General features: G+C 58.5%; 20 protein-coding genes and 4 tRNA genes. 12 read left to right on the top strand and 12 right to left on the bottom strand.

The window, feature by feature from the left end; all coding sequences use genetic code 11:
- Positions 1-49 precede the first annotated feature (49 nt).
- The 3 genes from BT119_RS24005 to BT119_RS23995 form a co-directional block, all read right to left on the bottom strand.
- On the bottom strand, positions 50-721 hold the full coding sequence (locus tag BT119_RS24005) for a haloacid dehalogenase type II (RefSeq protein WP_003430778.1): 672 nt from the start codon (positions 719-721) through the stop codon (positions 50-52).
- A 103-nt stretch (positions 722-824) separates the two neighbouring features.
- Positions 825-980: a hypothetical protein gene (locus BT119_RS24000; RefSeq protein WP_003317799.1), complete on the bottom strand. Its 156-nt coding sequence runs from the start codon at positions 978-980 to the stop codon at positions 825-827.
- A gap of 156 nt (positions 981-1,136) precedes the next feature.
- Positions 1,137-2,057 (bottom strand): LysR family transcriptional regulator, encoded by a 921-nt coding sequence (locus tag BT119_RS23995; protein WP_044310439.1) that lies wholly within the window; start codon positions 2,055-2,057, stop codon positions 1,137-1,139.
- 131 nt (positions 2,058-2,188) lie between these two features.
- Here BT119_RS23995 and BT119_RS23990 point away from each other — a divergent pair, with 131 nt between their 5' ends.
- The 3 genes from BT119_RS23990 to BT119_RS23980 are packed head-to-tail and all read left to right on the top strand — an operon-like array spanning position 2,189 to position 4,346.
- Positions 2,189-2,683: a YagU family protein gene (locus BT119_RS23990; protein WP_003371176.1), complete on the top strand. Its 495-nt coding sequence runs from the start codon at positions 2,189-2,191 to the stop codon at positions 2,681-2,683.
- A 56-nt stretch (positions 2,684-2,739) separates the two neighbouring features.
- Positions 2,740-3,309 (top strand): cupin domain-containing protein, encoded by a 570-nt coding sequence (locus BT119_RS23985; RefSeq protein ID WP_003371174.1) that lies wholly within the window; start codon positions 2,740-2,742, stop codon positions 3,307-3,309.
- A gap of 20 nt (positions 3,310-3,329) precedes the next feature.
- The gene (locus BT119_RS23980) at positions 3,330-4,346 is read left to right on the top strand and encodes an SMP-30/gluconolactonase/LRE family protein (protein WP_054082213.1); all 1,017 of its coding nucleotides are present in this window, start codon (positions 3,330-3,332) and stop codon (positions 4,344-4,346) included.
- Positions 4,347-4,427: 81 nt separating this feature from the next.
- Here BT119_RS23980 and BT119_RS23975 read toward each other — a convergent pair whose 3' ends face one another.
- Complete coding sequence (locus BT119_RS23975; RefSeq protein WP_032609082.1) at positions 4,428-6,005, bottom strand: carbohydrate porin; 1,578 nt, start codon at positions 6,003-6,005, stop codon at positions 4,428-4,430.
- A 167-nt stretch (positions 6,006-6,172) separates the two neighbouring features.
- On the opposite strand from BT119_RS23975, the gene BT119_RS23970 reads away from it, so the two are divergent.
- The 7 genes from BT119_RS23970 (at position 6,173) to BT119_RS23940 (ending at position 15,037) form a co-directional block, all read left to right on the top strand.
- Entirely contained in the window at positions 6,173-7,447 is a 1,275-nt protein-coding gene (locus BT119_RS23970) for an ABC transporter substrate-binding protein (protein WP_054082212.1), read from the top strand.
- A gap of 21 nt (positions 7,448-7,468) precedes the next feature.
- The gene (locus BT119_RS23965; RefSeq protein ID WP_003430789.1) at positions 7,469-8,431 is read left to right on the top strand and encodes a carbohydrate ABC transporter permease; all 963 of its coding nucleotides are present in this window, start codon (positions 7,469-7,471) and stop codon (positions 8,429-8,431) included.
- Positions 8,428-9,270, top strand: coding sequence for a carbohydrate ABC transporter permease (locus BT119_RS23960; protein WP_003430791.1), 843 nt, complete (start codon positions 8,428-8,430; stop codon positions 9,268-9,270). Before BT119_RS23965 ends, BT119_RS23960 begins: the two co-directional genes overlap by 4 nt.
- Positions 9,271-9,297: 27 nt before the next feature.
- Complete coding sequence (locus BT119_RS23955; protein ID WP_275087169.1) at positions 9,298-10,443, top strand: ABC transporter ATP-binding protein; 1,146 nt, start codon at positions 9,298-9,300, stop codon at positions 10,441-10,443.
- On the top strand, positions 10,440-11,954 hold the full coding sequence (locus BT119_RS23950) for a glycoside hydrolase family 32 protein (RefSeq protein ID WP_175550606.1): 1,515 nt from the start codon (positions 10,440-10,442) through the stop codon (positions 11,952-11,954). The genes BT119_RS23955 and BT119_RS23950 overlap by 4 nt, the downstream gene beginning before the upstream one ends.
- Positions 11,955-12,021: 67 nt before the next feature.
- Complete coding sequence (locus tag BT119_RS23945) at positions 12,022-13,014, top strand: LacI family DNA-binding transcriptional regulator (protein ID WP_003371156.1); 993 nt, start codon at positions 12,022-12,024, stop codon at positions 13,012-13,014.
- Positions 13,015-13,417: 403 nt separating this feature from the next.
- Complete coding sequence (locus BT119_RS23940) at positions 13,418-15,037, top strand: methyl-accepting chemotaxis protein (RefSeq protein WP_042930956.1); 1,620 nt, start codon at positions 13,418-13,420, stop codon at positions 15,035-15,037.
- 142 nt (positions 15,038-15,179) lie between these two features.
- Here the strand turns inward: BT119_RS23940 and trpC are convergent, their stop codons facing one another.
- Positions 15,180-15,980 carry an indole-3-glycerol phosphate synthase TrpC gene (gene trpC / locus BT119_RS23935; RefSeq protein ID WP_054082209.1) on the bottom strand — a complete coding sequence of 267 codons (801 nt, stop codon included), beginning with the start codon at positions 15,978-15,980 and terminating at the stop codon, positions 15,180-15,182.
- Positions 15,981-16,627: 647 nt separating this feature from the next.
- On the opposite strand from trpC, the gene BT119_RS23925 reads away from it, so the two are divergent.
- Positions 16,628-17,527, top strand: a complete 900-nt coding sequence (locus tag BT119_RS23925; RefSeq protein ID WP_072367035.1) for a DMT family transporter — start codon at positions 16,628-16,630, stop codon at positions 17,525-17,527.
- A 268-nt stretch (positions 17,528-17,795) separates the two neighbouring features.
- Here the strand turns inward: BT119_RS23925 and BT119_RS23920 are convergent.
- The 7 genes from BT119_RS23920 to rluD form a co-directional block, all read right to left on the bottom strand.
- Positions 17,796-17,872 (bottom strand) — tRNA-Pro (locus BT119_RS23920).
- Positions 17,873-17,969: 97 nt separating this feature from the next.
- Positions 17,970-18,045: transfer RNA gene (locus BT119_RS23915), tRNA-Lys, on the bottom strand.
- 5 nt (positions 18,046-18,050) lie between these two features.
- Positions 18,051-18,127: transfer RNA gene (locus BT119_RS23910), tRNA-Pro, on the bottom strand.
- A 29-nt stretch (positions 18,128-18,156) separates the two neighbouring features.
- Positions 18,157-18,232: transfer RNA gene (locus tag BT119_RS23905), tRNA-Asn, on the bottom strand.
- A gap of 294 nt (positions 18,233-18,526) precedes the next feature.
- Complete coding sequence (clpB, locus tag BT119_RS23900; RefSeq protein WP_072367034.1) at positions 18,527-21,091, bottom strand: ATP-dependent chaperone ClpB; 2,565 nt, start codon at positions 21,089-21,091, stop codon at positions 18,527-18,529.
- Positions 21,092-21,262: 171 nt separating this feature from the next.
- Positions 21,263-21,991, bottom strand: a complete 729-nt coding sequence (pgeF, locus tag BT119_RS23895) for a peptidoglycan editing factor PgeF (RefSeq protein ID WP_003435662.1) — start codon at positions 21,989-21,991, stop codon at positions 21,263-21,265.
- A complete protein-coding gene (gene rluD / locus BT119_RS23890; RefSeq protein ID WP_002551999.1) occupies positions 21,988-22,950 on the bottom strand; it encodes a 23S rRNA pseudouridine(1911/1915/1917) synthase RluD in 963 nt (320 codons plus the stop codon). Before rluD ends, pgeF begins: the two co-directional genes overlap by 4 nt.
- Before the next feature lie 149 nt (positions 22,951-23,099).
- Between rluD and BT119_RS23885 the strand changes: the two genes are divergently transcribed.
- Positions 23,100-24,122, top strand: a complete 1,023-nt coding sequence (locus BT119_RS23885) for an outer membrane protein assembly factor BamD (protein ID WP_003371138.1) — start codon at positions 23,100-23,102, stop codon at positions 24,120-24,122.
- Positions 24,123-24,146: the final 24 nt, after the last annotated feature.

Genomic DNA, 24,146 nt, shown 5'->3' with positions numbered 1-24,146 from the left:
AGGTCTGCAAGTGATCAGGGATGGCTGCAGGCCGACTCCCGAATCAGTGCTAAAACGGACCTGCGCAGAGTTTCATGGCGACATCCTGAACATCTTTACCGATCAAGTCAGGCTGGGTGCCGAGCGGGTTGAGCACCTTCCCCGGGCGCTCGACAAACGCGGTGCGACACCCGGCCTGGGCAGCCCCGGCGATGTCCCAGGCGTGCGCTGCGACCATGATCATCTGATCCGTAGCGATGCCCAAGCGCTGTGCGACCATTTGGTAGGTTGCTGCGGCTGGCTTGAATTGACTGATTTCGCTGCCTGCCATGATGTGCTCGAAGCAGTCGGTCAATCCTGCAAATTCGAGCTGTTGCTGCAGCGCCTCCAGCGCGCCATTGCTCAGGGCAATGAGCACAAACCCGTAGTCCTTCAATAACTGCAGTGCCTGATGAACGTCCTTATGCGCAGGAAGAGATTTGATGCCTGCGGCCAGGGCCTGGCACTGATCGTCGCCCACGTCCACCTTGTGCCGTGCGGCAACCATTCTCAAAGCGCCCTGCGCCAGATCACCAAACGCCTGATACTGGCCGGTTATGGTGTTGGTCATCCAGCACTCTTGCAGTGTCAGGAACCATTCGGTGCGCACACGGCTATCGCCGAATAGTCCCTCGAAGAAAGCGTCGAGCGCGGCCAGATCCAGCAGCGTCTCGTTTACGTCAAAAATGATGTGTTTGAGCATGCTATAGGCCCCTGTTGCCTGCCTGAAGTGATGGCATCGAATGCGCCACCTGGCGGTGCTGACATCAGCCAGCACCGCCAAAGGTCACGATCAGGTCACTGGCTTACGCCTGCTCTTCCTGCTCGTCATCATCGTGCTTGAGTGCCGGCTTCATCCCCGGCTGAGGCGCGTGCTCGGCATTCGGCGCGATTTCTTCGCCGTGGTTCTTTTTCTCTTGCTGGACTTTTTTGTCGTGGGCAACGTTACGTGGATCGGTCATGGGAATTCCTTGATTGGCAGAGGATTCGAACACCCATCGACGTGATGCATTGTTTGAGCGCCGGGGCAAGATTTGGAGTCAGGGCGTAGCCAGGCGTTCAGTGCATTTGAACCGGCACGCGAATAGCGGGTTGGGACCTGAGTTCAGGTGACGGGGTCACGACTCCGCAGACGACAGCGTGAACGCTGGCGACTGAACCAGCTCCATGATCACTTCGCGCAAGGACTGCGCACACGGAGACAGCTCGCGATACGCCAGCGCCAGCACATAGGCAACAGGTGTGCCTGGGCCCGTAAGCTCGCGACAGGCCAGCCGCCCAGGCTGACGTCGGGCATAGCGCTGCGGCATGAGCGCCACACCCATGCCTCCGGCGACCAGCGCGGCGGTGGTCTGCATCTGGCGAGGCTGTTGCACGACCCGAGGAGTAAAGCCAGCGTTGGCGCAGGCCAGCAGAATGTGCGAGTGCATGCCCGGACCATGATGCGGGGCGAACAGAATCCAGGGTTGGTCTGCCAGCGCCGCAAGACCGATAGACGTCTGCTCGGCCAAAGGATGATCCTGCGGCAGCACCGCAACCATGCGATCCTCGAACAGCGGCTCGATATGGATATTGCCCGGGTCTATGACCGGTAACACCAGAATGCCGACGTCCAGCCGGTCGTTGCGCAGGCCTTCAAGTTGCTCGGGAGGGGTGGCCTCCTGCAGTTGAATATCGACGTTCGGGTTCGCGGCCTGATAGCGACGCAGCAGCGCCGGCAGCAAACCATCGACCACGCTGTCGACAAAGCCCAGGCGAATCGTGCCGAGCATGCCTGCCGCCGAGCGACGTGCCATTTCACAGGCCCGTTCGGCCTGCAACAGCGTTTGCCGCGCCTCGGCCAAAAACACGACGCCCGCAGCGGTCAATTGCGTGGAGCGCGTACTGCGCAGCAACAACTGCACGCCCAGGCATTCTTCCAGACGACGAATCGCAACGCTCAGGGGCGGCTGTGACATGTTCAAGCGCTGCGCGGCCTTGCGAAAATTCAAGGTTTCAGCGACCACCACGTACTGGCGCATCAATTTCAAATCAATCATCTGATATTTTTTTAGTATCAATGAGCTATCAAATTAGTATGTTACAAATAAATGAGCGTTGCACATACTTCATGGTAAACGGCTAGAGCGAGATCGCTCACAGCCTGGTCTATCGAAGAAGGGGCGCTGATTTGAACACGCGAGCGTATGGTGTCGCCGCACTGGCCGGCTTTGTTGGAGGCAATGTTTCCAGTTTCATCAAATGGGGTACAGAGATCCCCTTCCCGCCTCGCACGCCGGACCGCCCGGTCCCGCCCGTGGAGATGCTTGATTCGCTGGGCATCAACGCTCAGCAGCTGACTTATGTGTATTCAGAGCATGTGGTGAATTACGGCAGTGCCCTGGTCCACCATGGCTTTTCCATCTTCTTCGCCATGTTCTATTGCCTGCTTGTACTCCGGTATCCGCGCGCCGCCCTGTGGCAGGGTCTGGGTTTCGGCCTGTTGGTGACCCTGGGGTTTCACGGCGTCATCCTGCCTGCGTTCCATTGGGCACCGCCGCTGTGGGAGCTGCCTGCCTCGGAGTTGTTATCTGAAACGTTCGGGCACTTGCTGTGGATGTGGGTGATCGAAGTCATACGGCGGGATTTGCAGCAGCGCTGGCTGCCTCACACCCGACCGGCCTGAGTAGCGCGCTGTCTTGCGACAGACACACGGAATTTCCCTGTAAACGGAGTGACCCGATGAACTCTCTATACACCCTGGCTCTGGCCTGCGCCGCCTGCACGGGCATGGCGAGTGCCAATGCCGACGTGCAATCGGTGCCGAAAGAGTCTGCGCAAATGACTCACAGTAACGGTCAACTGCAACCACCTGTTTCATATGCCACGCTGTGGGCTGACGAAAACGGTGCCACGCATGTGGGCCACTGCCGCCTGGAAGGCCTGGAGTTCAAAAGCTATGCCCCGCCAGCCGCGCCGCAATGGGTCGGCGTCTCCCCTGACGATATCGAAAGCATCGCCTACGCGGTGCTGCCGGTGGGATACGTCGGCAACTGGCACCACGCGCCGGGGCCACAATGGGTCGTCACCCTGCAGGGGCAATGGTCGGTGGAGACCACCGATGGCAGTGTGCTGGTGCAAGGACCGGGAGAGATGCAGTTCAATGCCGACACCCGGTCCCGGCCGCGTCCGGATGACGAACGTGTAGGCCACCTGACGCGCACCGTGGGTGATCAACCCAATGTTCAACTGATCATCAAACTTAAACCGGGTGCGGCTGACAAACGTACCAACGGCAGCTGTGCCTACTGATCGCATACGGACCTGAACCTATGAAACCGACCCGTAAAAATCGCTTTCTGCGCCCCTCCTCATGGCTATTGGGCAGTGCGCTCCTGGCTGCGGGTTCAGCAGGCGCAACCGACGCCGTCGCCCCTGTCCGGCAAGTCGTTATCGACCCGGCCTTCAGCCAACTGGTTGCCCCACAGGCCCACGTCGAGCTGCTCACCGATCAGGCGAAGTGGGCAGAAGGCCCGCTGTGCCTGGCCGATGGCCGTTTGATCTGGAGTGACATCAAGGCCAACAAGGTCAGCAGCTGGCAGGCAAAGGATGGCGTGTCCACCTGGCTGGAAAAAGCCGACTTTCAAAATGGGCATACGCTCGACGGCCAGGGCCGTGTGGTGGCGGCCTCCCATGGCAAGCGCGGCATCGTGCGGCAGGAGCCCAATGGTGAGTGGCGTACATTGGTCGACACCTACCAGGGCAAACGGCTGAACAGTCCGAACGATGTAGTGGCGGATAAAAGCGGCGCTCTCTGGTTTTCCGATCCCACCTTCGGGGTGTTGAGCAAAAGCGAGGGCTATGGCGGCAAGCCTGAGCAAGGCGGCGAGTTCATCTATCGCTACGTACCCGACACCGGGCAGATCACCCGTCTCGACACTCCCGAAGTCCACTCGCCCAACGGCCTGGCCTTCTCGCCGGATCAGCAGCTGCTTTATGTGGCCGACTCACAAATGGCCCACGACTTCACCAACAAGAAGCTGGCACATCGCATCATGGTCTATCAGGTGCGCGACGGTCGCTTGATCAACGGCAAGGTGTTCGCTGACATCCAGCCCGGCATCCCTGACGGGATCAAAGTCGACGCGCTTGGCAACCTGTGGAGCAGCAGCAAGGAAGGTATTCAGGTATTTTCCGCAGCAGGCAAGCCACTCGGAAAACTGCTGGTCGCGGCTGCCGATACCAGCAACCTGACGTTCTGCTCCAGCGAGCAGGCAAGCTGGGCGTACATTACCGCTGCCAACAAGGTGCTCAGGGTGCAGGTGATGAAGAGCGTAGCGGGTCAGTAGGACGAACTGTCCCGATGCTCATCGGGTAGCCGTAAACCGATTCAAAGCCCGGCACACGGTGCCGGGCTTTACCTGCAGAGCCTAGAACCAGGTCTCCATCTGGATGCCGAACTGCCAAACACCACCGGAGTTGAAATCACTTTTGCCGAAGTTGCCGGTCGTGCTGTAGCGGTCCAGATCCGAAGACCAGTTCATGAGGCTTGCGAACACTCGCAGTTCGGGGCGTGTGAGCAGGTCACCCATGTCCGGCTTGAAGGTCGGCGCAACCGTAAACTTCCAGAAGTTACCGTCAACCGCATTGCGTTGCAGATAGCCTTTGGGGTCGAGGTCCATGGTTTGCCAACTCAGCTCGTAGGCCATCTCGAAGTTGCTGTTGATCTCGTTGGCCAGGCGCATGTTCAGCGTGAGCCAGCGGTAATCGTCGCCTTTGACGTAGCGGTCTTTGCTCTGTTCGGCCAGCAGGCTCGGGCCGATGCGCCATCCCGGCGCGATAGGTGTCTCGCCATACATGGCCAGACGCACTGCGCGGGCGTCGTCGATCAGTTCGCCATCCGCGCCAATGTCCTTGACCTGCGCACCCAGGCCCTGCCCATAGAGCAACGCCGTCTTGAAGAAGCCTTCCCGACCGAAAAAGTCCTTCTGGTGATTGGCCAACATGGTGTGCAGGCCTGAATCTGCGGGCGCAAAACCGGCTTGATTGGTGCGCGTACCGACGTCGTTTTTCTTTGCACCAATGGCGTTGAACATCCACTGCCACTGACCATTGTCGAAGAATTGGTTGGAGGTCAGGATATAGCTTTCCACATCGGCATCGACGCCGCCCTCACTGAAATCTCCGTAGTTACGTCCGATCAGGGAATAGTTCGAGCGCCAGTCCTTGGTCATCTGCACATCGTAGATACCGCCACCGGTCCCAGCCAGAAAGACCACGTCCGAGTCCAGCCAGTGGATATCGAAATTATCCCTGTCGAAGCGCTTGCCGGCCCACAGCGTGGCGTTTTCGAACACTGAATTCCCCTTGAAGGCGGCAATGTGGTCGAGTTCGGTAAATACCTGACGCACGTTCAGGCTGCTTTCGGTGGCCGTCCAGTCGTTATAGCTTTCAACGCCGTCGGCGATGGAGACGGTGAACTTGGAGCGCGTGCCGTTCTGCGCGTAGATCTCTTTCGACAGATCGAAGCGCATGTAGGTGTCGTCTTCGTTACCCAGGCGCCCGACCGCACCACCGACTGAACCTGCGGGGGTTGTATAAGGCCCACCGCGACCGCCGCCCAAACCGTCGTTGATCAACAGACCGGAGCGAGCGTAGCCCTTGAAGCTGAACCCGTCGGTGAGGTGTCCGGCACTGCCTGGCTTCTCCATGCTTTGCTGGCGGGCTTCGAGTTTTGCCACGCGATCATCCAGAGCCGGCTGTGAATTGGCCGCAACGGTGGACGCAGAAGTGGGTGCGGCAGGCTGCGCAACGGGGGTCGAGAGTTTGAGTTGCTGAAGCTCCCTGGCGAGCGCCTGGGTTTGCTGTTCGGCAGCGGCTGCACGTTTTTCCGCAGCGCTGGCACGGGCTTCGAATGCGGCCATCCGCTCTTCCAGAGTCGCGGCCTGAGAGACGGTTGTCGAGGTGCCGAGTACCCCTGCGAGTAGCCATCTTGATGCGTTCTGCATGTGGACTTCCTGTTTTGTTTTTATTGTTTTCGTGACGTTGGCCGAGCCTTTTTCCTTCAGCACAAAATTGTGCAAATCGGAGAAAAAAGGGTGCCACATCGAAAATACGCTGTTACATTGACGATGTTAACGTTAACTTTTATAAAAACAAAAATAAAGAGGGCTCTATGAAACAGCTGAAATCTCTTCTTCCCGCCGCGCTGCTCACCCTGTCCGCCGGGTTTTCTGCGCTGTCGAACGCAGCCGATCTGACGATCTCGTGCGGGGCCGTCGGCGCTGAATTGCAACTGTGCAAGGAGGCAGTCGATAGCTGGTCAAAACAGACCGGCAACAACGTTCAGGTGGTTTCCACGCCTAACTCTGCAACCGAGCGCCTGTCGTTCTACCAGCAGATCCTCAGCGCCCAGTCCACCGACATCGACATCATTCAAATCGACATGGTGTGGCCGGGGATGCTCGCCAAACACCTGACGGATCTGCGCGAACTGCTTCCGGCAAATGCGACACAAGGCTATTTCCAGGCACAGGTGGACAACGCCACCGTCGACGGCCGGCTGGTGTCGATGCCCTGGTTTACCGACTCGGGGCTGCTGTATTACCGCAAGGATCTGCTCGACAAGTACCAGCAGCCGGTCCCCCAGACCTGGGAGGACATGACCGCTACCGCCAAAAAAGTGCAAAAAGCCGAACGCGATGCGGGGAATGCCACTATGTGGGGCTACGTGTTCCAGGGGCGCGCCTATGAAGGCCTGACGTGCAACGCCCTGGAATGGATCAGCAGCCAGCCGGACGGCGGACTGGTCAACCCGCGCGGAGACATCGTGGTCAACAGCCAGGCCTCACGAGTCGCGCTGACCCTGGCAAAAAGCTGGATCGGCGAGATCTCCCCGCCCGGCGTCCTTAACTACACCGAGGAAGAAGGCCGTGGCGTATTCCAGTCGGGAAATGCGCTGTTCATGCGCAACTGGCCTTACGTCTGGGCCTTGGTGCAAAGCAAGGACAGCGCGATAAAAGACAAGGTCGGCGTCGCGCCCCTGCCCAGTGGCGGCGCGAACGGCACCCACGCTTCAACGCTCGGGGGCTGGGGCCTGGCGGTTTCGCGCTACAGCCGCAACCCCAAACTGGCGGCAGAACTGGTTGCCTACCTGACCAGCGCCCAGCAGCAAAAACAGCGTGCCCTGGCAGGTGCCTACAACCCAGTCATCGAGTCCCTGTATGCCGACCCCGAGTTGCTCGCGGCGATGCCTTACTACCCGCAGTTGCACAGCATCCTCAGCAATGGGGTCATGCGCCCCGCCGCGATCACGGCCAACGGCTACCCACGCGTCTCCAACGCATTCTTCGATCGGGTGCATAGCGTGCTGGCGGGCGATATTCCGGTCGATCAGGCACTGGTCGAACTGGAACGCGAACTGACCCGCATCAAACGCCGGAACTGGTAAGCCACACGTAAGGAAATCAACATGCCCGTCTCTTCTACCGACTTCCCTGGAGACGACGAACTCGTCACCCGGGAAACGCCTGTACAACGTCGCAGGCTACGCGCCGCCTGGCTGTTTCTGACGCCGATGCTGGTGTGCCTGGTCCTGGTGGCGGCCTGGCCGTTGCTGCGCACATTCTGGTTCAGCCTGACCGATGCCGATCTGTCGGATACCGGCAGTGGCTCATTCGTGGGCCTGAGCAATTATCTGCTCTACGACGGCGTCATCTGGTCTGGCGTGCTGGTCGATCCGCAATGGTGGAACGCGGTGCGCAACACCCTGCATTTCACCGTGGTGTCGGTCGGGCTGGAAATGGTCCTGGGACTGATGGTGGCGTTGCTGTTGAACGTCAAGTTCACCGGCCGCGCGCTGGTCCGTGCGTTGATTCTGATCCCTTGGGCGATTCCGACCATCGTCTCGGCGAAGATCTGGTCGTGGATGCTCAATGACCAGTTCGGCATCATCAACCATATGATGCTGAGCCTGGGCCTGATCGATGCGCCGCTGGCCTGGACGGCAGATGCGGACCTGTCGATGTGGGCAGTGATCATCGTCGACGTCTGGAAGACCGTGCCCTTTGTCACCCTGCTGATGCTCGCAGCACTGCAGATGCTGCCAAGCGATTGCTACGAAGCCGCCCGGGTCGACGGCATTCATCCGGTGCGGGTGTTCTGGCGAGTCACCTTGCCGTTGCTGATGCCCGCCTTGTTGGTCGCCGCGATCTTTCGCATTCTCGATTCGTTGCGGGTCTTCGACGTCATCTACGTCCTGACCTCCAACTCTTCGAGCACCATGAGCATGTCGGTCTATGCCCGCCAGCACCTGGTGGAGTTCCAGGACGTCGGCTACGGCAGCGCCGCCTCCACCCTGTTGTTTCTGGTCGTGGCAGTGATTGCCATGCTTTATCTGTACCTCGGACGTCGCCAGCTGGAGGTGCGCTCATGAACCTGCGCCCACTGAAGAAAGCGCTGCTGCGCCTGGCCTTCTGGGGCCTGGTCGGGGTCGTGCTGCTGTACGCGATCTTCCCTTTCTATTACGCCATCCTGACCTCGCTGAAACCGTCCAGTGCCTTGTTTGAAGTGAGCTACTGGATCACCGAAGCCGACTTCTCCAATTACGCAGCGGTCCTCAGTCAGGCGTCATTCCTGCAGGCCATCGCCAACTCGCTGGTGGTTGCGCTGAGTGTGGTAGTGCTGGCGCTGTTCCTGGGCCTGACGGCGTCCTACGCCCTGGGCAGGGTCAAGTTCCGAGGCCGCGGCACGGTGCTGATGATGGTGCTCGGCGTCTCGATGTTTCCTCAGGTCGCGGTGCTGTCGGGGCTGTTTGAAGTGATCCGCGCACTGGGTCTGTACAACACCTCATGGGCACTGATCCTGAGCTACACGATTTTTACCCTGCCCTTCACCGTCTGGGTGCTGACCACGTTCATGGGGCAACTGCCGCATGAGCTGGAAGAAGCGGCAATCATGGATGGCGCATCGCCCTGGGTCACGCTCACCCGTGTGCTGTTGCCGCTGCTGTGGCCCGCGCTGGTCACGACCGGCCTGCTGGCTTTTATTGCCGCGTGGAACGAGTTCCTGTTTGCCCTGACCTTCACCCTGACAGACGCGCAACGAACGGTCCCGGTCGCCATCGCCCTGATTTCGGGTGGCAGCTCCCACGAATTGCCTTGGGGCCTCTTGATGGCGGCGTCGGTGCTGGTGACCGTCCCACTGGTGATTCTGGTGCTGATCTTCCAGCGCCGCATCGTTTCCGGCCTCACTGCCGGCGCGTTGAAAGGTTGATGCACACAACTGACAAGGAACAGCATCGTGATGAAATTGAAGCTAGCCAACATCAACAAGCAATTGGGCGGCACGCGCATTCTGCGCGATGTCAGCCTGGAGATCGCTGCGGGTGAGTTCGTTGTGTTCGTCGGCCCTTCGGGCTGCGGAAAATCGACGCTGCTGCGCTTGATCGCCGGACTGGATTCGATCTGTGCTGGCGACCTGCTGATCGACGGACGACGGGTCAATGACCTGGAACCGCGCGAGCGTGGTGTCGGTATGGTCTTTCAGTCCTACGCCCTGTACCCGCACATGAGCGTCTACGACAACATCAGTTTCGGCCTCAAGCTGGCCAAGACGGAAAAAAGCAGCCTGCGCGAACGCGTGCTGAAAACCGCGCAGATCCTGCAACTGGACAAACTGCTGCAGCGCAAGCCCCGGGAATTGTCCGGCGGGCAGCGTCAGCGCGTGGCCATGGGCAGAGCCATGGCGCGGGAACCGGACATCCTGTTGTTCGATGAACCGCTTTCCAACCTGGACGCCTCGCTGCGGGTCCAGATGCGCAACGAAATCGCACGGCTCCACAAGCGGCTGGGCTCGACGATGATCTACGTCACCCACGATCAGGTCGAGGCGATGACCCTGGCGGACAAGATTGTCGTGCTCAACGGCGGTCAGGTCGAACAGGTCGGCTCACCACGCGAACTCTACGAACGCCCTGCCAGCCTTTTCGTCGCCGGTTTTCTGGGCTCGCCGAGAATGAATTTTCTGCCCGTGAGCTTGCAGGCACCGGGTCGCAACAGCCTGATCGACATCCCGGCACTGGGTATGAAATCCCTGCCCTTCGACAGCTCGAATCTGACTGAGGATGCGCAACTGACCCTGGGTGTTCGCCCGGAGCACATCACCCTCAATGCTGCGAACAACGGCGTTGGCGTCACGGTATCCGGTGTCGAATACCTGGGCAGCGAGGTCTATGTGCATCTGGCTACCGGGGCGAGCGAGCCCTTGATTTGTCGCTGCGATGCCAAGGCCGGCTGGCAGGCAGGCGATCAGGTCGCGCTGCAATTCGACGACAGCAACCTGCACCTGTTCGACGCAGATGGCCTGGCCCTGAAGCGCCACACAGACGCCAGTCAACACCTGACACCCGGCACCACACCGCACCTCGTACAAGCAGGCACCCTATGAGTTTTTCTGCAAATGCCATGAACAAGCCGATGTCTCCCGCCCTCGAGCGCGCGCGCCATGCGCTGGAAGAGGGTCTGTCGCAGCTCGTCCACGATTATCGCCCCGGTTACCACCTGGCCCCGCCTGCGGGCTGGATGAATGACCCTAACGGGGTGGTGTTCTTTCGTGGCGAATATCACGTGTTCTATCAGCACCACCCGTTCGACGCGAAATGGGGCCCGATGTACTGGGGCCATGCAAAGAGTGCCGATCTGGTCCATTGGCAGCACCTGCCCATTGCCCTGGCACCCGGTGATGACTTCGACCGGGACGGCTGTTTTTCCGGCAGTGCAGTGGTACATGACGACACCCTGGCGCTGATCTACACCGGGCACACGTGGCTGGGTGACGTGGGCGACGAGCGTTTCATCCGTCAGGTGCAGTGCCTGGCCACCAGTAGCGACGGCATCAGCTTCATCAAACACGGCGCCGTTATCGACACCCCGCCGCAAGACGGGATGATTCATTTCCGTGACCCGAAAGTCTGGCGACAGGATGGCCACTGGTACCTGATTGCCGGCGCACGCCTGGGCGACAAACCGCTGCTGCCGCTCTATCGATCCAGGGACCTGCACGCGTGGGACTTCGTCAGTTATGTGTCCACAGGCGGCGAAGGCGACGGCTATATGTGGGAATGCCCGGACCTGTTTGGCCTCAATGAACGCGACGTACTGCTTTACTCCCCCCAGGGCATGCCGGCGCAGCGCTACGAGCGACTGAACAGGTTTCACACCGGCTATCGAGTGGGCCAGGTCGACAGTCAATGGCAGTTCACCGGCGGGCCTTTTATCGAGCTGGACAGCGGTCACGATTTCTATGCGGCGCAGACGCTGGTGGCTGCCGATGGCAGGCGTCTGCTGTGGGCCTGGATCGACATGTGGGAAAGCCCGACCCCAACCGAGGCACATCACTGGCGCGGCATGCTGGGCCTGCCGCGAGAACTTGAAGTACGCGCCGATCGCCTGTGCGTGCAGCCCGCGCGCGAGCTGACAGCGTTGCGCAACGCGTCACTGCCAGGCACCCCCTGGTGGAGCGAAGCGGGTAGCCAATGGCTGGCCGACATACACGGCGACATGCTCGAAATCCACGTGCACCTGGACCTGCTCGACTGCATCGAAGGTCACCTGGGTGTGGCCTTGCGTTGCAGTGAGGATGGCAAGGAGCAGACGCTGCTTTACTACGATGCGTCGCTGAAAGGTTTGATACTCGACCGTACTCAGTCGGGCACCCACGTCAGCGGTCAGCGCAGTGTAGCGATAGATCCACAACAGAATCAGCTTGAACTGCGGATCTTCCTTGATCGCTCGTCCATCGAGGTGTTCGAGCAAAACGGCAGTTTCAGCTTCAGCAGCCGTCTTTATCCACAGACCGACAGCCTGGGGGTAAAGCTTATTGCCAACGGAACCGGAGGCCGGGTCTGCATCGCCGACGCATGGCAACTCGCCTCGGGCTACCTGTCGGTAAATCATTGAAGTCGCGAAAAAAATCAGGTCTCTGTAGCATGATAATCATCAGTCAACCCGACAGGCTCCGCTTCGCATGACCTCAGTTAAAGACGTTGCAAAACTGGCCGGTGTGTCTCTGATGACGGTGTCTCGGGCGCTCAATGATCCGGGAAAACTGAGCCCGGAGACTTATCAGCGAGTGCGCAACGCGATCGATGAGCTTCAATTCGTACCCAGCCTGTCGGCTCGCAGGATTCGCGGCGACAACCTGCAGACCCGAACCATCGGCGTATTTGCCCTGGACACCGCAACGACGCCGTTTGCGGTCGAGCTGCTGCTGTCGATCGAACAGACCGCGCAGCAGGCAGGCTGGAACGTATTTATCCTCAACCTGCTAAGCAATCCGCCCACTGACCAGAACATTGACCTGATGCTGTCGCACCGCCCCGACGGGTTGATCTTCAGCGCCATGGGGTTACGCAAAGTGAGTATCCCCCAGCGCCTGAAGAGCAAGCCGCTGGTGCTCGCCAACTGCGTAGCCGACGACAGCAGCCTGGTCAGTTATGTGCCAGACGACGAAACGGGTCAGTACCGCGCCTTGAACCACGCGTTCAGCAAGGGCTATCGACGCCCGCTGTTCATAAACCTGCCAAAACAGAGCCTGGCCTGGGAAATCCGCCAAGCGGGTATGTTGCGTGCCTGCGAGGCATTCGGCCTGACTCGCGACGAACTCTTGCAGTACAACCTGTCCGAACACGATGCCTACTGGGAAACCGCCGCTATCCTTGCACGGCACATGATAGATGGGCGTCCGCAGTTCGACATTCTGATCTGCGGCAATGACCGCATTGCCTTTTGTGCCTACCAGTTGCTGCTGGGCCAAGGCCTGAAAATCCCCGGCGATGTTGCCGTACTGGGTTATGACAACATGATCGGCATCGCCGAGCTGTTCATTCCTGCGCTGACCACGGTGCAACTGCCGTATTACGAGATCGGTCGCAACGCCGCCCGGCACCTGATTGAAAGCCTTGAAGTGTCGGGCTCCCAGCCGGTGGACTGCCCGCTGGTGATCAGAGAATCGTTATGAAGTCTTGCGCGGGATAGCTCACGCAGCAAGTCGTCACGGGACCCTCCAGACAAAAGCGACTGCTCTTGAGCCCTGATTTACACCCCTGAAACGCTGACCGTATTAAATGGTTACGATTGAGAGGGGTAAGAGCGCCTGGCTGTCCGGCCACTCTAAAAAGATAGCTTTTCTCTTACTTTTCAAGCGCCTACTGATTGCACGCTCAAGACAAGCGAGTTGTACACCCTCTGACTTACATGAATCCCGCCCCAAAAAAGCGCACTAAACAAATTAAAGAACAAAACCGTGCGCAACTAATGCACGAACTAATCCAGAAACCAAACCCGACCCCCTCAAGTAATATTTCTGGTAGCCGATAGTTCTAAAGCCGTGAAAAATCAATTCTACAAGGAGGTCAGTGACAATGAGAAACTTGAAAGTATCTGCGCGCGCAGCACTCAGCTTTATGTTTATTGCACTCTTATTGGTCGCCTTGGGTGGTATTTCAGTATGGAAAATGGGAGAAATCCGCGAGACGGCCAGAGACATTGAAAACGATGCATTGGCCAGCGTGGTGGTTGCAGACCGAATCAATGCCACGATGCTGCGCCTGCGCCTGGAAGTCCGCAGAATGCTGTCCCAGACCAATCCGCAGGACATGGCCACCACGTCCGGCATGATCGCTTCGCTGAGTGAGGAGTTGAAAAAGCAGGTAGCCCTTTACGCCCCTTTTGTCGCCAGCGATAAAGAAGGACAACTGTTCAAAGCCGTGTCGGAAAACACCGATAAAGCACTGGTTGCATTCGACCAGGTGATTGCACTTATCCGTCAAAACGCAACCACTGAAGCGCTGGCCTACCTGAGTTCAAACGTGACGCCTGTTACCCGTCTTCTCGACGACGCTGTGAACGGGCTTGTTCAAATGAACATTGACGAGGCGGCAAACTCAGGAAAAGAATCCGAGGATTCGTATCAAAGCGGCTTAACGTTTGTGATCTTCATTATTGCAGCCGCGACGCTGGCGACGATTGTGCTGGCCGTGCTGTTCACCAAAAGTATCGTCACGCCGTTGCGCGACATGCTGCGTGTCAACGACACCATCGCCAAGGGTGATCTGCGCAGCGTGATTACCGTCACGGGCAAAGACGAATTTTCCGACCTGATGCGCTCTACCCAGGTCATGCAAAACAATCTGCGCGATACGATCAAGCTGATCGGTGATTCATCCACTCAACTGGCATCCGCCGCTGAAGAAATGAACGCAGTCACCGAGGAGTCGAGCAAAGGTTTGCTGCGCCAGAATAACGAAATTGATCAGGCAGCCACCGCCGTTAACCAGATGACCGCTGCGGTCGATGAGGTGGCGCGTAATGCTGCCGCTGCATCGGATGCAGCCAAAGCCTCTGATCAGTCAACCCGCACCGGCGCAGCACGGGTTACCAGTACGGTCGACGCCATCGAGAAACTGAGCAAGACCGTGCAGAGCACCAGTGTCGATGTAGAGCGTCTGGCCGTGCAATCCAAGGACATCAGCAAGGTATTGGAAGTCATTCGTACGATTGCGGAACAAACCAATCTCCTGGCCTTGAACGCAGCTATCGAAGCCGCCCGGGCAGGTGAGCAGGGACGCGGTTTCGCGGTGGTGGCTGATGAGGTCAGAGCGCTGGCCCATCGTACCCAGACCTCGACTCAGGAAATCGAGAAAATGATTGGCGACATCCTCACGGGCACTGCACAGGCCACCAAGGCCATGAGTGAAAGTTGCGATCAGGCCGGTGGCACACTCACCATCGCTCATGAAGCCGGAGCAGCACTGACCCTGATCGCGAAAGCAATCAATGAAATCAACGAAATGAACCTGATGATTGCGACCGCATCGGAGCAGCAGGCGCAGGTCGCACGTTCGGTCGACGGCAACCTGATGAGTATTCGCGATCTTTCCATCCAGAGTGCAACGGGGGCCAATCAGACAGCGGCGGCCAGTGCCGAGCTCTCAGTGCTTGCTGTAGACATGAATAAGCTGGTGGCCAGGTTTTCGCTCTAAGGGTTTTCTACTGCTTCAGGTCGTGATGCTGTGGATACTGATTCCACAGCATTCAGGGCCAATCAACTGCATACGTCTGGACAAGTGCAGGACGGTCAGAGGAGCGCATTAACGCCCCTCTGAGCCGTGAGTTTCCTACGCGTCAGTCAGCACTGCCGGTCAGCAGTGTTCTTGTGGCCGCAGTAACATCCTCTTTGCGCATCAGACTTTCGCCGACCAGAAAGGTAGTAATGCCGGATTTTTTGAGTCGCAGGCAATCGTTATGGTTGCCGATGCCACTTTCACCGACCAGCAGTTTGCCTGCGGGCACCATGGATGCCAGTCGCTCGCTTGTGCCGAGGTCTACTTCGAAGGTATGCAGGTTGCGATTATTGACGCCGAGCAGCGGAGAAGACAGTTTGAGCGCACGCTCCATTTCATGTTCGTTATGCACTTCCACCAGAACGTCCATCCCCAGCGTCATGGCGGCATCTTCAAGTTCGGCGGCGAGGTCGTCACTCAATGAGGCCATGATCAGCAATATGCAATCCGCGCCCCAGGCACGTGCCTCATATACCTGATAAGTGTCAAACATGAAGTCTTTTCGTAACACAGGAAGGGCGCAAGCGTTTCGCGCATCGATGAGAAACTGCGGGGAACCCTGGAAGCTGGGCGTGTCGGTCAGAACGGATAAACAGGCGGCCCCACCGGTTTCATAAGCCTTCGCCAGTTCGGGCGGGTTGAAGTCTTCGCGAATCAGGCCTTTTGATGGACTTGCTTTCTTTATTTCTGCAATGAGCCCCAACAGACCCTGCTGTTCTTTTGCTTTCAGTGCTTTATAAAAACCGCGGGGACTGGACTGTTCGAGGGCACGCTGCTTGATGCGACTTAATGGTACGTTAGTTTTTGCCGCCTCTATCTCTTGAAGCTTGTAATGTTTTATTTTATTTAGAATATCACTCATGGCAGTCACTCATATTAGCGGGTAATCTATTGAATTAAGCCCTGTAGCGCCTCGACGTACGCATGCTCATTATCGCCCTCTGGCAATATTTAAACGAGCGTACATTCACTGATCGAGAAACAACAATTAAATTTAATTTATCCACCTTTAAACACATTATCGCGTTAATATATCATGATCGTCCATAATGTAAACCCGGGTAACACGGTCTCTGTAACGTACATCAACAACTGAACCCAGACGATTAAGATGGCGAAACAATATCAACTTTCCGGCACAGCCTGGCGATTTACCTGGGCGAGTCCACGCCTCGGCTGTTACTACTGGCAAGCCTGCTGATCGGCGCACCGGCAAACCTGAAGTATCTGCTGGTCAATCGGCTGATTCGCAGCCCCAGTAAGCTGGAACTGCTTTCCGTGGTCGTGCGCCAACGTCTTGCTCGCACTGCTTTTGACGCTCGTGTCAGGCGTCAAGGATTATCTGCTTTATGGGTTGCTGCCGCATTCGACAACTTTTCAGGCCTTGACCTGGTTTATCTAACTCGCCGAACATTGCCCGATGATTGCCAAGGCCAGCGTGGATCTGCAGGCCACCCGCAATCGCTTCACTCCTCTCAAACGACAAACCAGCGACAGGGAACGTCATCAATGCAATCCAATTTCAGCAAGGGCGTTATCTTTGCGCTCTCCGCCGCCGCACTGAACGCAACCATTGGTGTGCTAAGCAAGGTACTCATGAGCAATGGCTTCACCTCCAGCAGCGTTGCCGTCATCAAAACGATACTGGGGTGCATCCTGCTCTCGATCGTGCTGCGCTTCCTCAAGCGTCCGACATCAGCCGCCAAATGGAGCCAGGCCGCGATCTGCGCGTTCCTCGGTATTTTCGTGCTGTTCCATTTCGAAACGTCCGCCTACCGACATTACGCTGCGGCGGGTGTCGTGGTCGTACTCATGGCCAGTGCCTCAATCTCGTCGATCATTCTGGGGCGCCTGTTACTGAAGGATGCCATCACTGCAAATGCAACCGTGGGGGCCGCACTGGCCATCTCAGGAATTGCAGTGATCTTCGGCGCTGATTTGCAACAGGGCTTCACTCTGGAAGGTGCAGCCCTGGCCTCGATCGCAGGCTGTGGCTACGGAGCGTTTTCAGTTGCCATGAAAAAAATGGGCGTTTCGGGGGGCCTGCATTTCACTCGTCAACTGCTCTTCTTCGGCAGCCTGTACCTGCTGATGCCGGCCGCCGCCGATGGTTTCGTGATCGGCGAGCTGTCATCAATGGCTATTGCCGCACTGCTGGCGCTGGCCGCCCTGCCGACCATCCTCGGCTTTTTCTGCACGACCAAGGCCATTGAGTACCTCAAGCCATCCCAAGTGCAAGCGCTTGAACTCACCGAACCGCTGTTTGCGGCATTGCTGGCATTTGTAGCCCTCAATGAAGTACCGCGCGAAAGCCTCTATCCGGGAGGGGCCCTGATCATCGCTGGTTTGTGCTTCTCCAACGAACTGATACGCCTGGGTCAAAAAGCGCCGACGCGCGCCAGTCAGTAAGGCAGGCAGCGGCCTGTCAGTTGCGAGCACGTTGATTCCAGTACCCGATGTCATGCGTGAGGCCCCGTACAAGCATTCGCTCGGTACGGGGCGCTCCAGACATCGCAGAGCTTGCAGGTGCCCTATTTCGCATCAGGCGGCTGCTCAAAGCGGTCTCACCTGAAAATGCACCCAACAAAAAAGGCGTCCCGAAGGACGCCTTTTCTGTTGGACTCAAAACGACTGTTCTTGAGTCCTGATCTTCAACCCTGATACAGCTGGGCGAAAATGGTCGGGGTAAGGGGATTCGAACTCCTGACATCCTGCTCCCAAAGCAGGCGCGCTACCGGACTGCGCTATACCCCGATGATGCTAAAAAACACCTCCGAGGAGGCGTTTTCTATTTGGGTGACGCTTGTGGCGTCACTCCCTAAGATCCAGCCAGATACAAACTGACCAAAAATGGTGGGTCGTGTGGGATTCGAACCTACGACCAATTGGTTAAAAGCCAACTGCTCTACCAACTGAGCTAACGACCCAAATATGGTCGGGGTAAGGGGATTCGAACTCCTGACATCCTGCTCCCAAAGCAGGCGCGCTACCGGACTGCGCTATACCCCGACTGAAACTGCATTGAACCTTGCGAAATCTGGCTCCACGACCTGGACTCGAACCAGGGACCCAGTGATTAACAGTCACTTGCTCTACCAACTGAGCTATCGCGGAACTATCGATTTCAGATTCAACTTTACAACCTGTCGCCTTGAAACCAGCTTGCTGTTAACTCGTTGATTTCAATCTCATCGACCTTTCCGCTTCGTTTGTATCGTTGCGTTCACGTCTCTGAGGCGCGCTATTCTACAATTTTAAAAACACCTGTCAACCCTATAAATTGCTTTTTAAGACAATGATTTGCGATTTTTTTTCAGATCGCCTCTCGGGCCTGATTCTACTGCTGACCATGCCTCAAAAAAAGGCCCTCGGTTCGAGGGCCCTTCTATAGAGCGTTAACGAGCGCTGTCAGACAAACGTGATCTCGTCGTCGACCACCTTGCCGGTGATAGTCGTACCGGGCATGAAGCTGCCCGAGAGGATCATCTGCGCCAGCGGGTTCTCGATCCAGCGCTGAATCGCCCGCTTCAGCGGCCGTGCGCCATAGACCGGGTCGTAACCAACGGCGATCAGCTTGTCCAGCGCCTCGGGGCTCAGGGTCATCGACAGCTCGCGCTCGGCCAGACGCTTGCGCAGGCGGCCCAGCTGGATGTCGGTGATACCGGCGATCTGGTCACGCGCCAGCGGTTCGAAGATCACCACTTCGTCGATCCGGTTAACGAACTCCGGACGGAAGTGCGTACCGACTGCGTCCATCACTGCAGCACGCTGCGCCTCACGGTCACCGACCAGCTCCTGGATCTGCGCAGAGCCCAGGTTGGAAGTCATGACGATCACGGTATTGCGGAAGTCCACCGTGCGCCCGTGGCTGTCCGTCAGGCGTCCGTCTTCAAGCACCTGCAAGAGGATGTTGAACACATCGGAATGCGCCTTCTCGACCTCATCGAGCAGAATCAGCGAATACGGTTTGCGACGCACGGCTTCGGTCAGGTAGCCGCCCTCTTCGTAACCGACATAGCCTGGCGGCGCACCGATCAGGCGAGCCACGGAATGTTTCTCCATGAACTCGGACATGTCGATACGCACCATCGCTTCTTCGGTGTCGAACAGGAATTCGGCCAGCGCCTTGCACAGTTCGGTCTTGCCCACGCCGGTGGGGCCGAGGAACATGAAGGATCCACTCGGACGGTTAGGGTCGGAAAGCCCGGCACGCGAACGACGCACGGCATTGGAGACCGCAACCACCGCTTCTTCCTGGCCGATCACCCGGTTGTGCAGCAGGGTTTCCATGCGCAACAGCTTCTCACGCTCGCCTTCGAGCATCTTCGACACCGGGATACCGGTCCACTTCGACACGACCTCGGCAATTTCTTCCTCGGTCACCTTGCTGCGCAGCAACTGGTTTTCCGGCTTGCCGTGCTGGTCGACCATTTGCAGGCTGCGCTCCAGGTCGGGAATGATCCCGTACTGCAACTCGGCCATGCGGTTCAGATCGCCCCGGCGGCGCGCGGCTTCCAGCTCCTGGCGAGACTGTTCGATTTTCTGCTGGATCTGTGCCGAGCCGGTGACCTCGGCTTTTTCCGAGGTCCAGATTTCTTCAAGGTCCGCGTACTCAAGCTCAAGACGCTGGATTTCACCCTGAAGTTTTTCCAGGCGCTTGATCGCCGCCTCGTCTTTTTCCTTTTTGAGGGCCTGAGCCTCTACTTTCAGCTGGATCAGGCGACGCTCAAGGCGGTCGAGCACTTCAGGCTTGGAGTCAATCTCCATGCGAATGCGGCTGGCCGCTTCGTCGATCAAGTCGATGGCCTTGTCCGGCAACTGGCGGTCGGTGATATAGCGATGGCTCAGCTTGGCCGCTGCGATGATCGCGCCGTCAGTGATGGCGACCTTGTGGTGCACTTCGTAGCGCTCTTTCAGGCCACGCAGGATCGCAATGGTGTCTTCTTCGCTTGGCTCGTCGACCAGGACTTTCTGGAATCGACGCTCAAGCGCCGCATCCTTCTCTATATACTGGCGGTACTCGTTGAGCGTGGTGGCGCCGACACAATGCAGCTCGCCGCGCGCCAGTGCAGGTTTGAGCATGTTGCCAGCGTCCATCGAGCCTTCGCCCTTGCCGGCACCAACCATGGTGTGCAACTCGTCGATGAACAGGATGATCTGGCCTTCCTGCTTGGACAGTTCGTTGAGCAGCGACTTGAGGCGCTCTTCGAACTCACCCCGGTACTTGGCACCGGCAATCAACGCGCCCATGTCCAGCGACAATAAGCGCTTGCCGCGCAGGCCGTCCGGCACTTCGCCATTGATGATGCGCTGCGCCAAGCCCTCGGCAATGGCGGTCTTGCCCACGCCAGGTTCGCCGATCAGCACCGGGTTGTTCTTGGTGCGGCGCTGCAGGACCTGAATGGTGCGACGAATCTCGTCATCACGACCGATCACCGGGTCGAGCTTGCCCTCTTCGGCACGCTTGGTCAGGTCAACGGTGTACTTGTCCAGCGCCTGACGCGACTCTTCGACGTTCGGGTCATTCACGGCACCTTCGCCGCGCAGGTTGTTGATGGCGTTTTCCAGAGCTTTCTTGCTGACGCCCTGCCCCAGCAACAATTTGCCGAGCTTGCTGTTCTCGTCCATTGCCGCGAGCAGCACCAGCTCGCTGGAAATGAACTGGTCGCCTTTCTGCTGCGCCAGACGGTCAGCCTGATTGAGCAGGCGCGCCAGATCCTGCGACATGTTGACGTCGCCGGTCGGGTTCTGGATTTTTGGCAGGCGGTCCAGCTCTGCACTCAGTTCCTTGCGCAGGCTGTTGACGTCGAAGCCTACCTGCAACAGCAGAGGCTTGATGGAGCCGCCCTGCTGCTCAAGCAGCGCCTGCATCAAGTGCGCAGGTTCGATGGCGGGATGGTCGAGGCCAACGGCCAGCGACTGGGAATCGGATAACGCTAACTGTAATTTACTGGTCAATCTGTCGATACGCATTAGTCACCTTCCTTTAATGCAGGCCGGAGCAATGAACACACCTATAAAGAAAACCTGCTGAATAGCCAGTTAGATGCGGACGATTCTGCGCGTTTCAAGCGGGCCGGGGTTGATACAGATCAGACGAGTGTTCAGGCAAGTCTAGCTGGAATGTGCAAAACAGCCCGGCAATCAGGCGTGTTCGATCCAGATCAGCGAAGCGAAGCGGCCAGTGCGCGCGGCACGCCTGTAGGAAAAGAAGCGCGGGTCGGTGAAGGTATCCAGCCCGCCGCCATACACGGCAGAGACACCTTGGGCTGCCAGTCTTAACCGGGCGAGCGCGTAGATGTCGGCCATGAAACGATCAGGATTCGAACTGGCGACAAACGCAGCGGCTGTCTGCGGGTGACTGGCGGTAAAGGCCTCGCGCACCTCGGGGCCGACTTCGAACGACGGCTGGCCGATGGCCGGCCCCAGCCAGACCATGATGTCTTCGGGAGCACTCTGCAGGCTGTCGGCCGTCGCTTCCAGCACCCCGGCCGCCAGCCCGCGCCAGCCGGCATGCGCAGCAGCCACACGCGTACCGTCACGACGACAGAACAGCGCGGGCAGGCAGTCGGCGGTCATGATGGTGCAGGCAACGCCAGGCGTGCTCGTCCAGCTGGCATCGGCCTCGACGACGCGGGATGGATCGGCAGGTACGACGTCTACGCCGTGCACCTGCTTCAACCAGGCGGGCTGAGCCTTGAGACTGGCGGTCAGGCGCTGGCGATTGCTCGCCACGGCCTGCGGGCTGTCATCGACGTGATCGCCCAGATTGAAGCTGTCGAACGGAGCCAGGCTGACCCCACCCGAGCGAGTGGTAACGCAGGACTTGATCTGTGCTGGCGCAGGCCAGTCAGGTATCAGCCAGTCATTCACCCGATGAACGCCTCGCGATCCTGCTTGAGCAGGGACAGCAACCAGACGAAATCGTCCGGCAATGGCGATTCCCAGCTCATGCGCTTACCGGTGGTCGGATGATCCAGCTCCAGGAAGCGGGCATGCAACGCCTGCCGCGGGAAGGTCTTGAGCGAATCGACCATGGTCAGGCTGGCCGCTGGCGGAATACGGAAACGACCGCCGTAGGCAGGGTCGCCGACCAACGGATAGTTGATATGCGCCATGTGCACGCGAATCTGGTGGGTACGCCCGGTTTCCAGCTTGACCCGTACATGGGTGTGCGAACGGAAGCGCTCCAGCACGCGGTAATGACTGACCGCCTGCTTGCCGCCTTCCATCACCGCCATGCGCTGGCGCTGCTGACCGTGACGGCCGATGGGCGCGTCGATCTTGCCGCCTGCGGTCACCACGCCGATCACGATGCACTCGTAGATACGGCTGACACTGCGACTCTGCAACTGGGTAACCAGCTGTGTCTGCGCCTGAATGGTCTTGGCGACCACCATCAGGCCGGTGGTGTCCTTGTCCAGACGGTGCACGATGCCGGCACGCGGAACATTGATGATGTCCGGTACATGGTGCAGCAGGGCGTTGAGCAACGTGCCGTCGGCATGACCGGCAGCCGGATGCACCACCAGCCCGGCGGGCTTGTTGATGACGAGGATCTGGTCATCTTCATAGATGATGTCGAGTTCGATGTCCTGAGCGACCCATTCACCCTGGGCCTCCTGCTCGGCAATCAGCTCGAGAACAGCGCCACCGTGCACGATGTCGCGAGGGCGCAGAACGCCTCCGTCCACAGTCAGGCGGCCGTCCTTGATCCAGGCGGAAAGGCGCGAGCGCGAGTGCTCAGCGAATAATTGTGCGGCGACTTGATCGAGGCGTTGACCGCCCAATTCGGACGGCACCTCTGCGCGAAGTTCTATATTTTCGGACATGACCAGACTAGGTGGCGGCTAGCCTTTGGTTTCGGCAGCGCGCTTGTGGTTAAATACGGCGTCTTTTGTCCCGCCGGTATCGCGGGGCGCTCATCATAACAGGACGGCCCCGCCCAAGACAGCAGGCCGTTATAGGGACGCAAGCCGCCATGCAAGTGAAACACCTGCTGCTGATCGCCATCCTCGCATTGACTGCGGCCTGTTCGTCGAAGGAAGTCATCGACGAAAACCTCAGCGAAGTCGAGCTGTACCAGCAGGCGCAGGCCGACCTGGGAAATAACAGCTATAACAGTGCCACTGAGAAGCTCAAGGCGCTGGAATCTCGCTATCCGTTCGGTCGCTACGCCGATCAGGCTCAGCTCGAGTTGATCTACTCGAACTACAAGAATGGTGAACCCGAAGCAGCCAAATCCGCTGCCGAGCGTTTCATCCGCCTGCATCCGCAGCACCCGAACGTCGACTATGCGTATTACATGAAGGGCCTGACCTCCTTCGACCAGGACGTGGGCCTCCTGGCGCGCTTCCTGCCGCTGGACCAGACCAAGCGTGACCCGGGCGCTGCGCGTGACTCGTTCAACGAATTCGCCCAGTTGACCAGCCGCTTTCCGAACAGTCGCTATGCGCCTGACGCCAAGCAGCGCATGATTTACCTGCGCAACCTGCTGGCGTCCTACGAAATCCACGTAGCCGACTACTACCTGACCCGTCAGGCCTATGTCGCCGCCGCCAACCGTGGCCGCTATGTAGTGGAAAACTTCCAGGAGACGCCTTCGGTCGGCGACGGTCTGGCGGTGATGGTCGAGTCCTATCAGCGTCTGCACCTTGACGACCTGGCTGCCACCAGCCTGGAAGTGCTGAAGACCAACTACCCGAACCACCCGCAACTGGCTGACGGCAAGTTCACCCCGCGTGAAGCCGAGGCCGATAACCGCTCATGGCTGTCGAAAGCGACCCTTGGCCTGATCGACGGCAGCGCTCCGCTGCCACCGGGCCAGACCCGCGCCGATCAGGACATGAAGAAGCAGTACCAGGACGCCAAGGATTCCATTCCGAAAGAACTGCTGCCGGAGAATCAGGCCGAGCTGGACGAACAGGCGGAAAAAGACGCCGAAGCGAAAGGCACCAAGAGCCGTTCGTGGTTCAGCTACATGACCCTGGGTCTGTTCGACTGATCCTGAGTGCATGAAAAAAGAGGC

It is taken from the genome of Pseudomonas sp. NFACC10-1, assembly GCF_900119195.1.
Lineage (GTDB): Bacteria > Pseudomonadota > Gammaproteobacteria > Pseudomonadales > Pseudomonadaceae > Aquipseudomonas > Aquipseudomonas cerasi.
The sequence above is the reverse complement of the archived record's forward strand: the minus strand, read 5'-3'. Positions and strand labels throughout refer to the sequence as shown.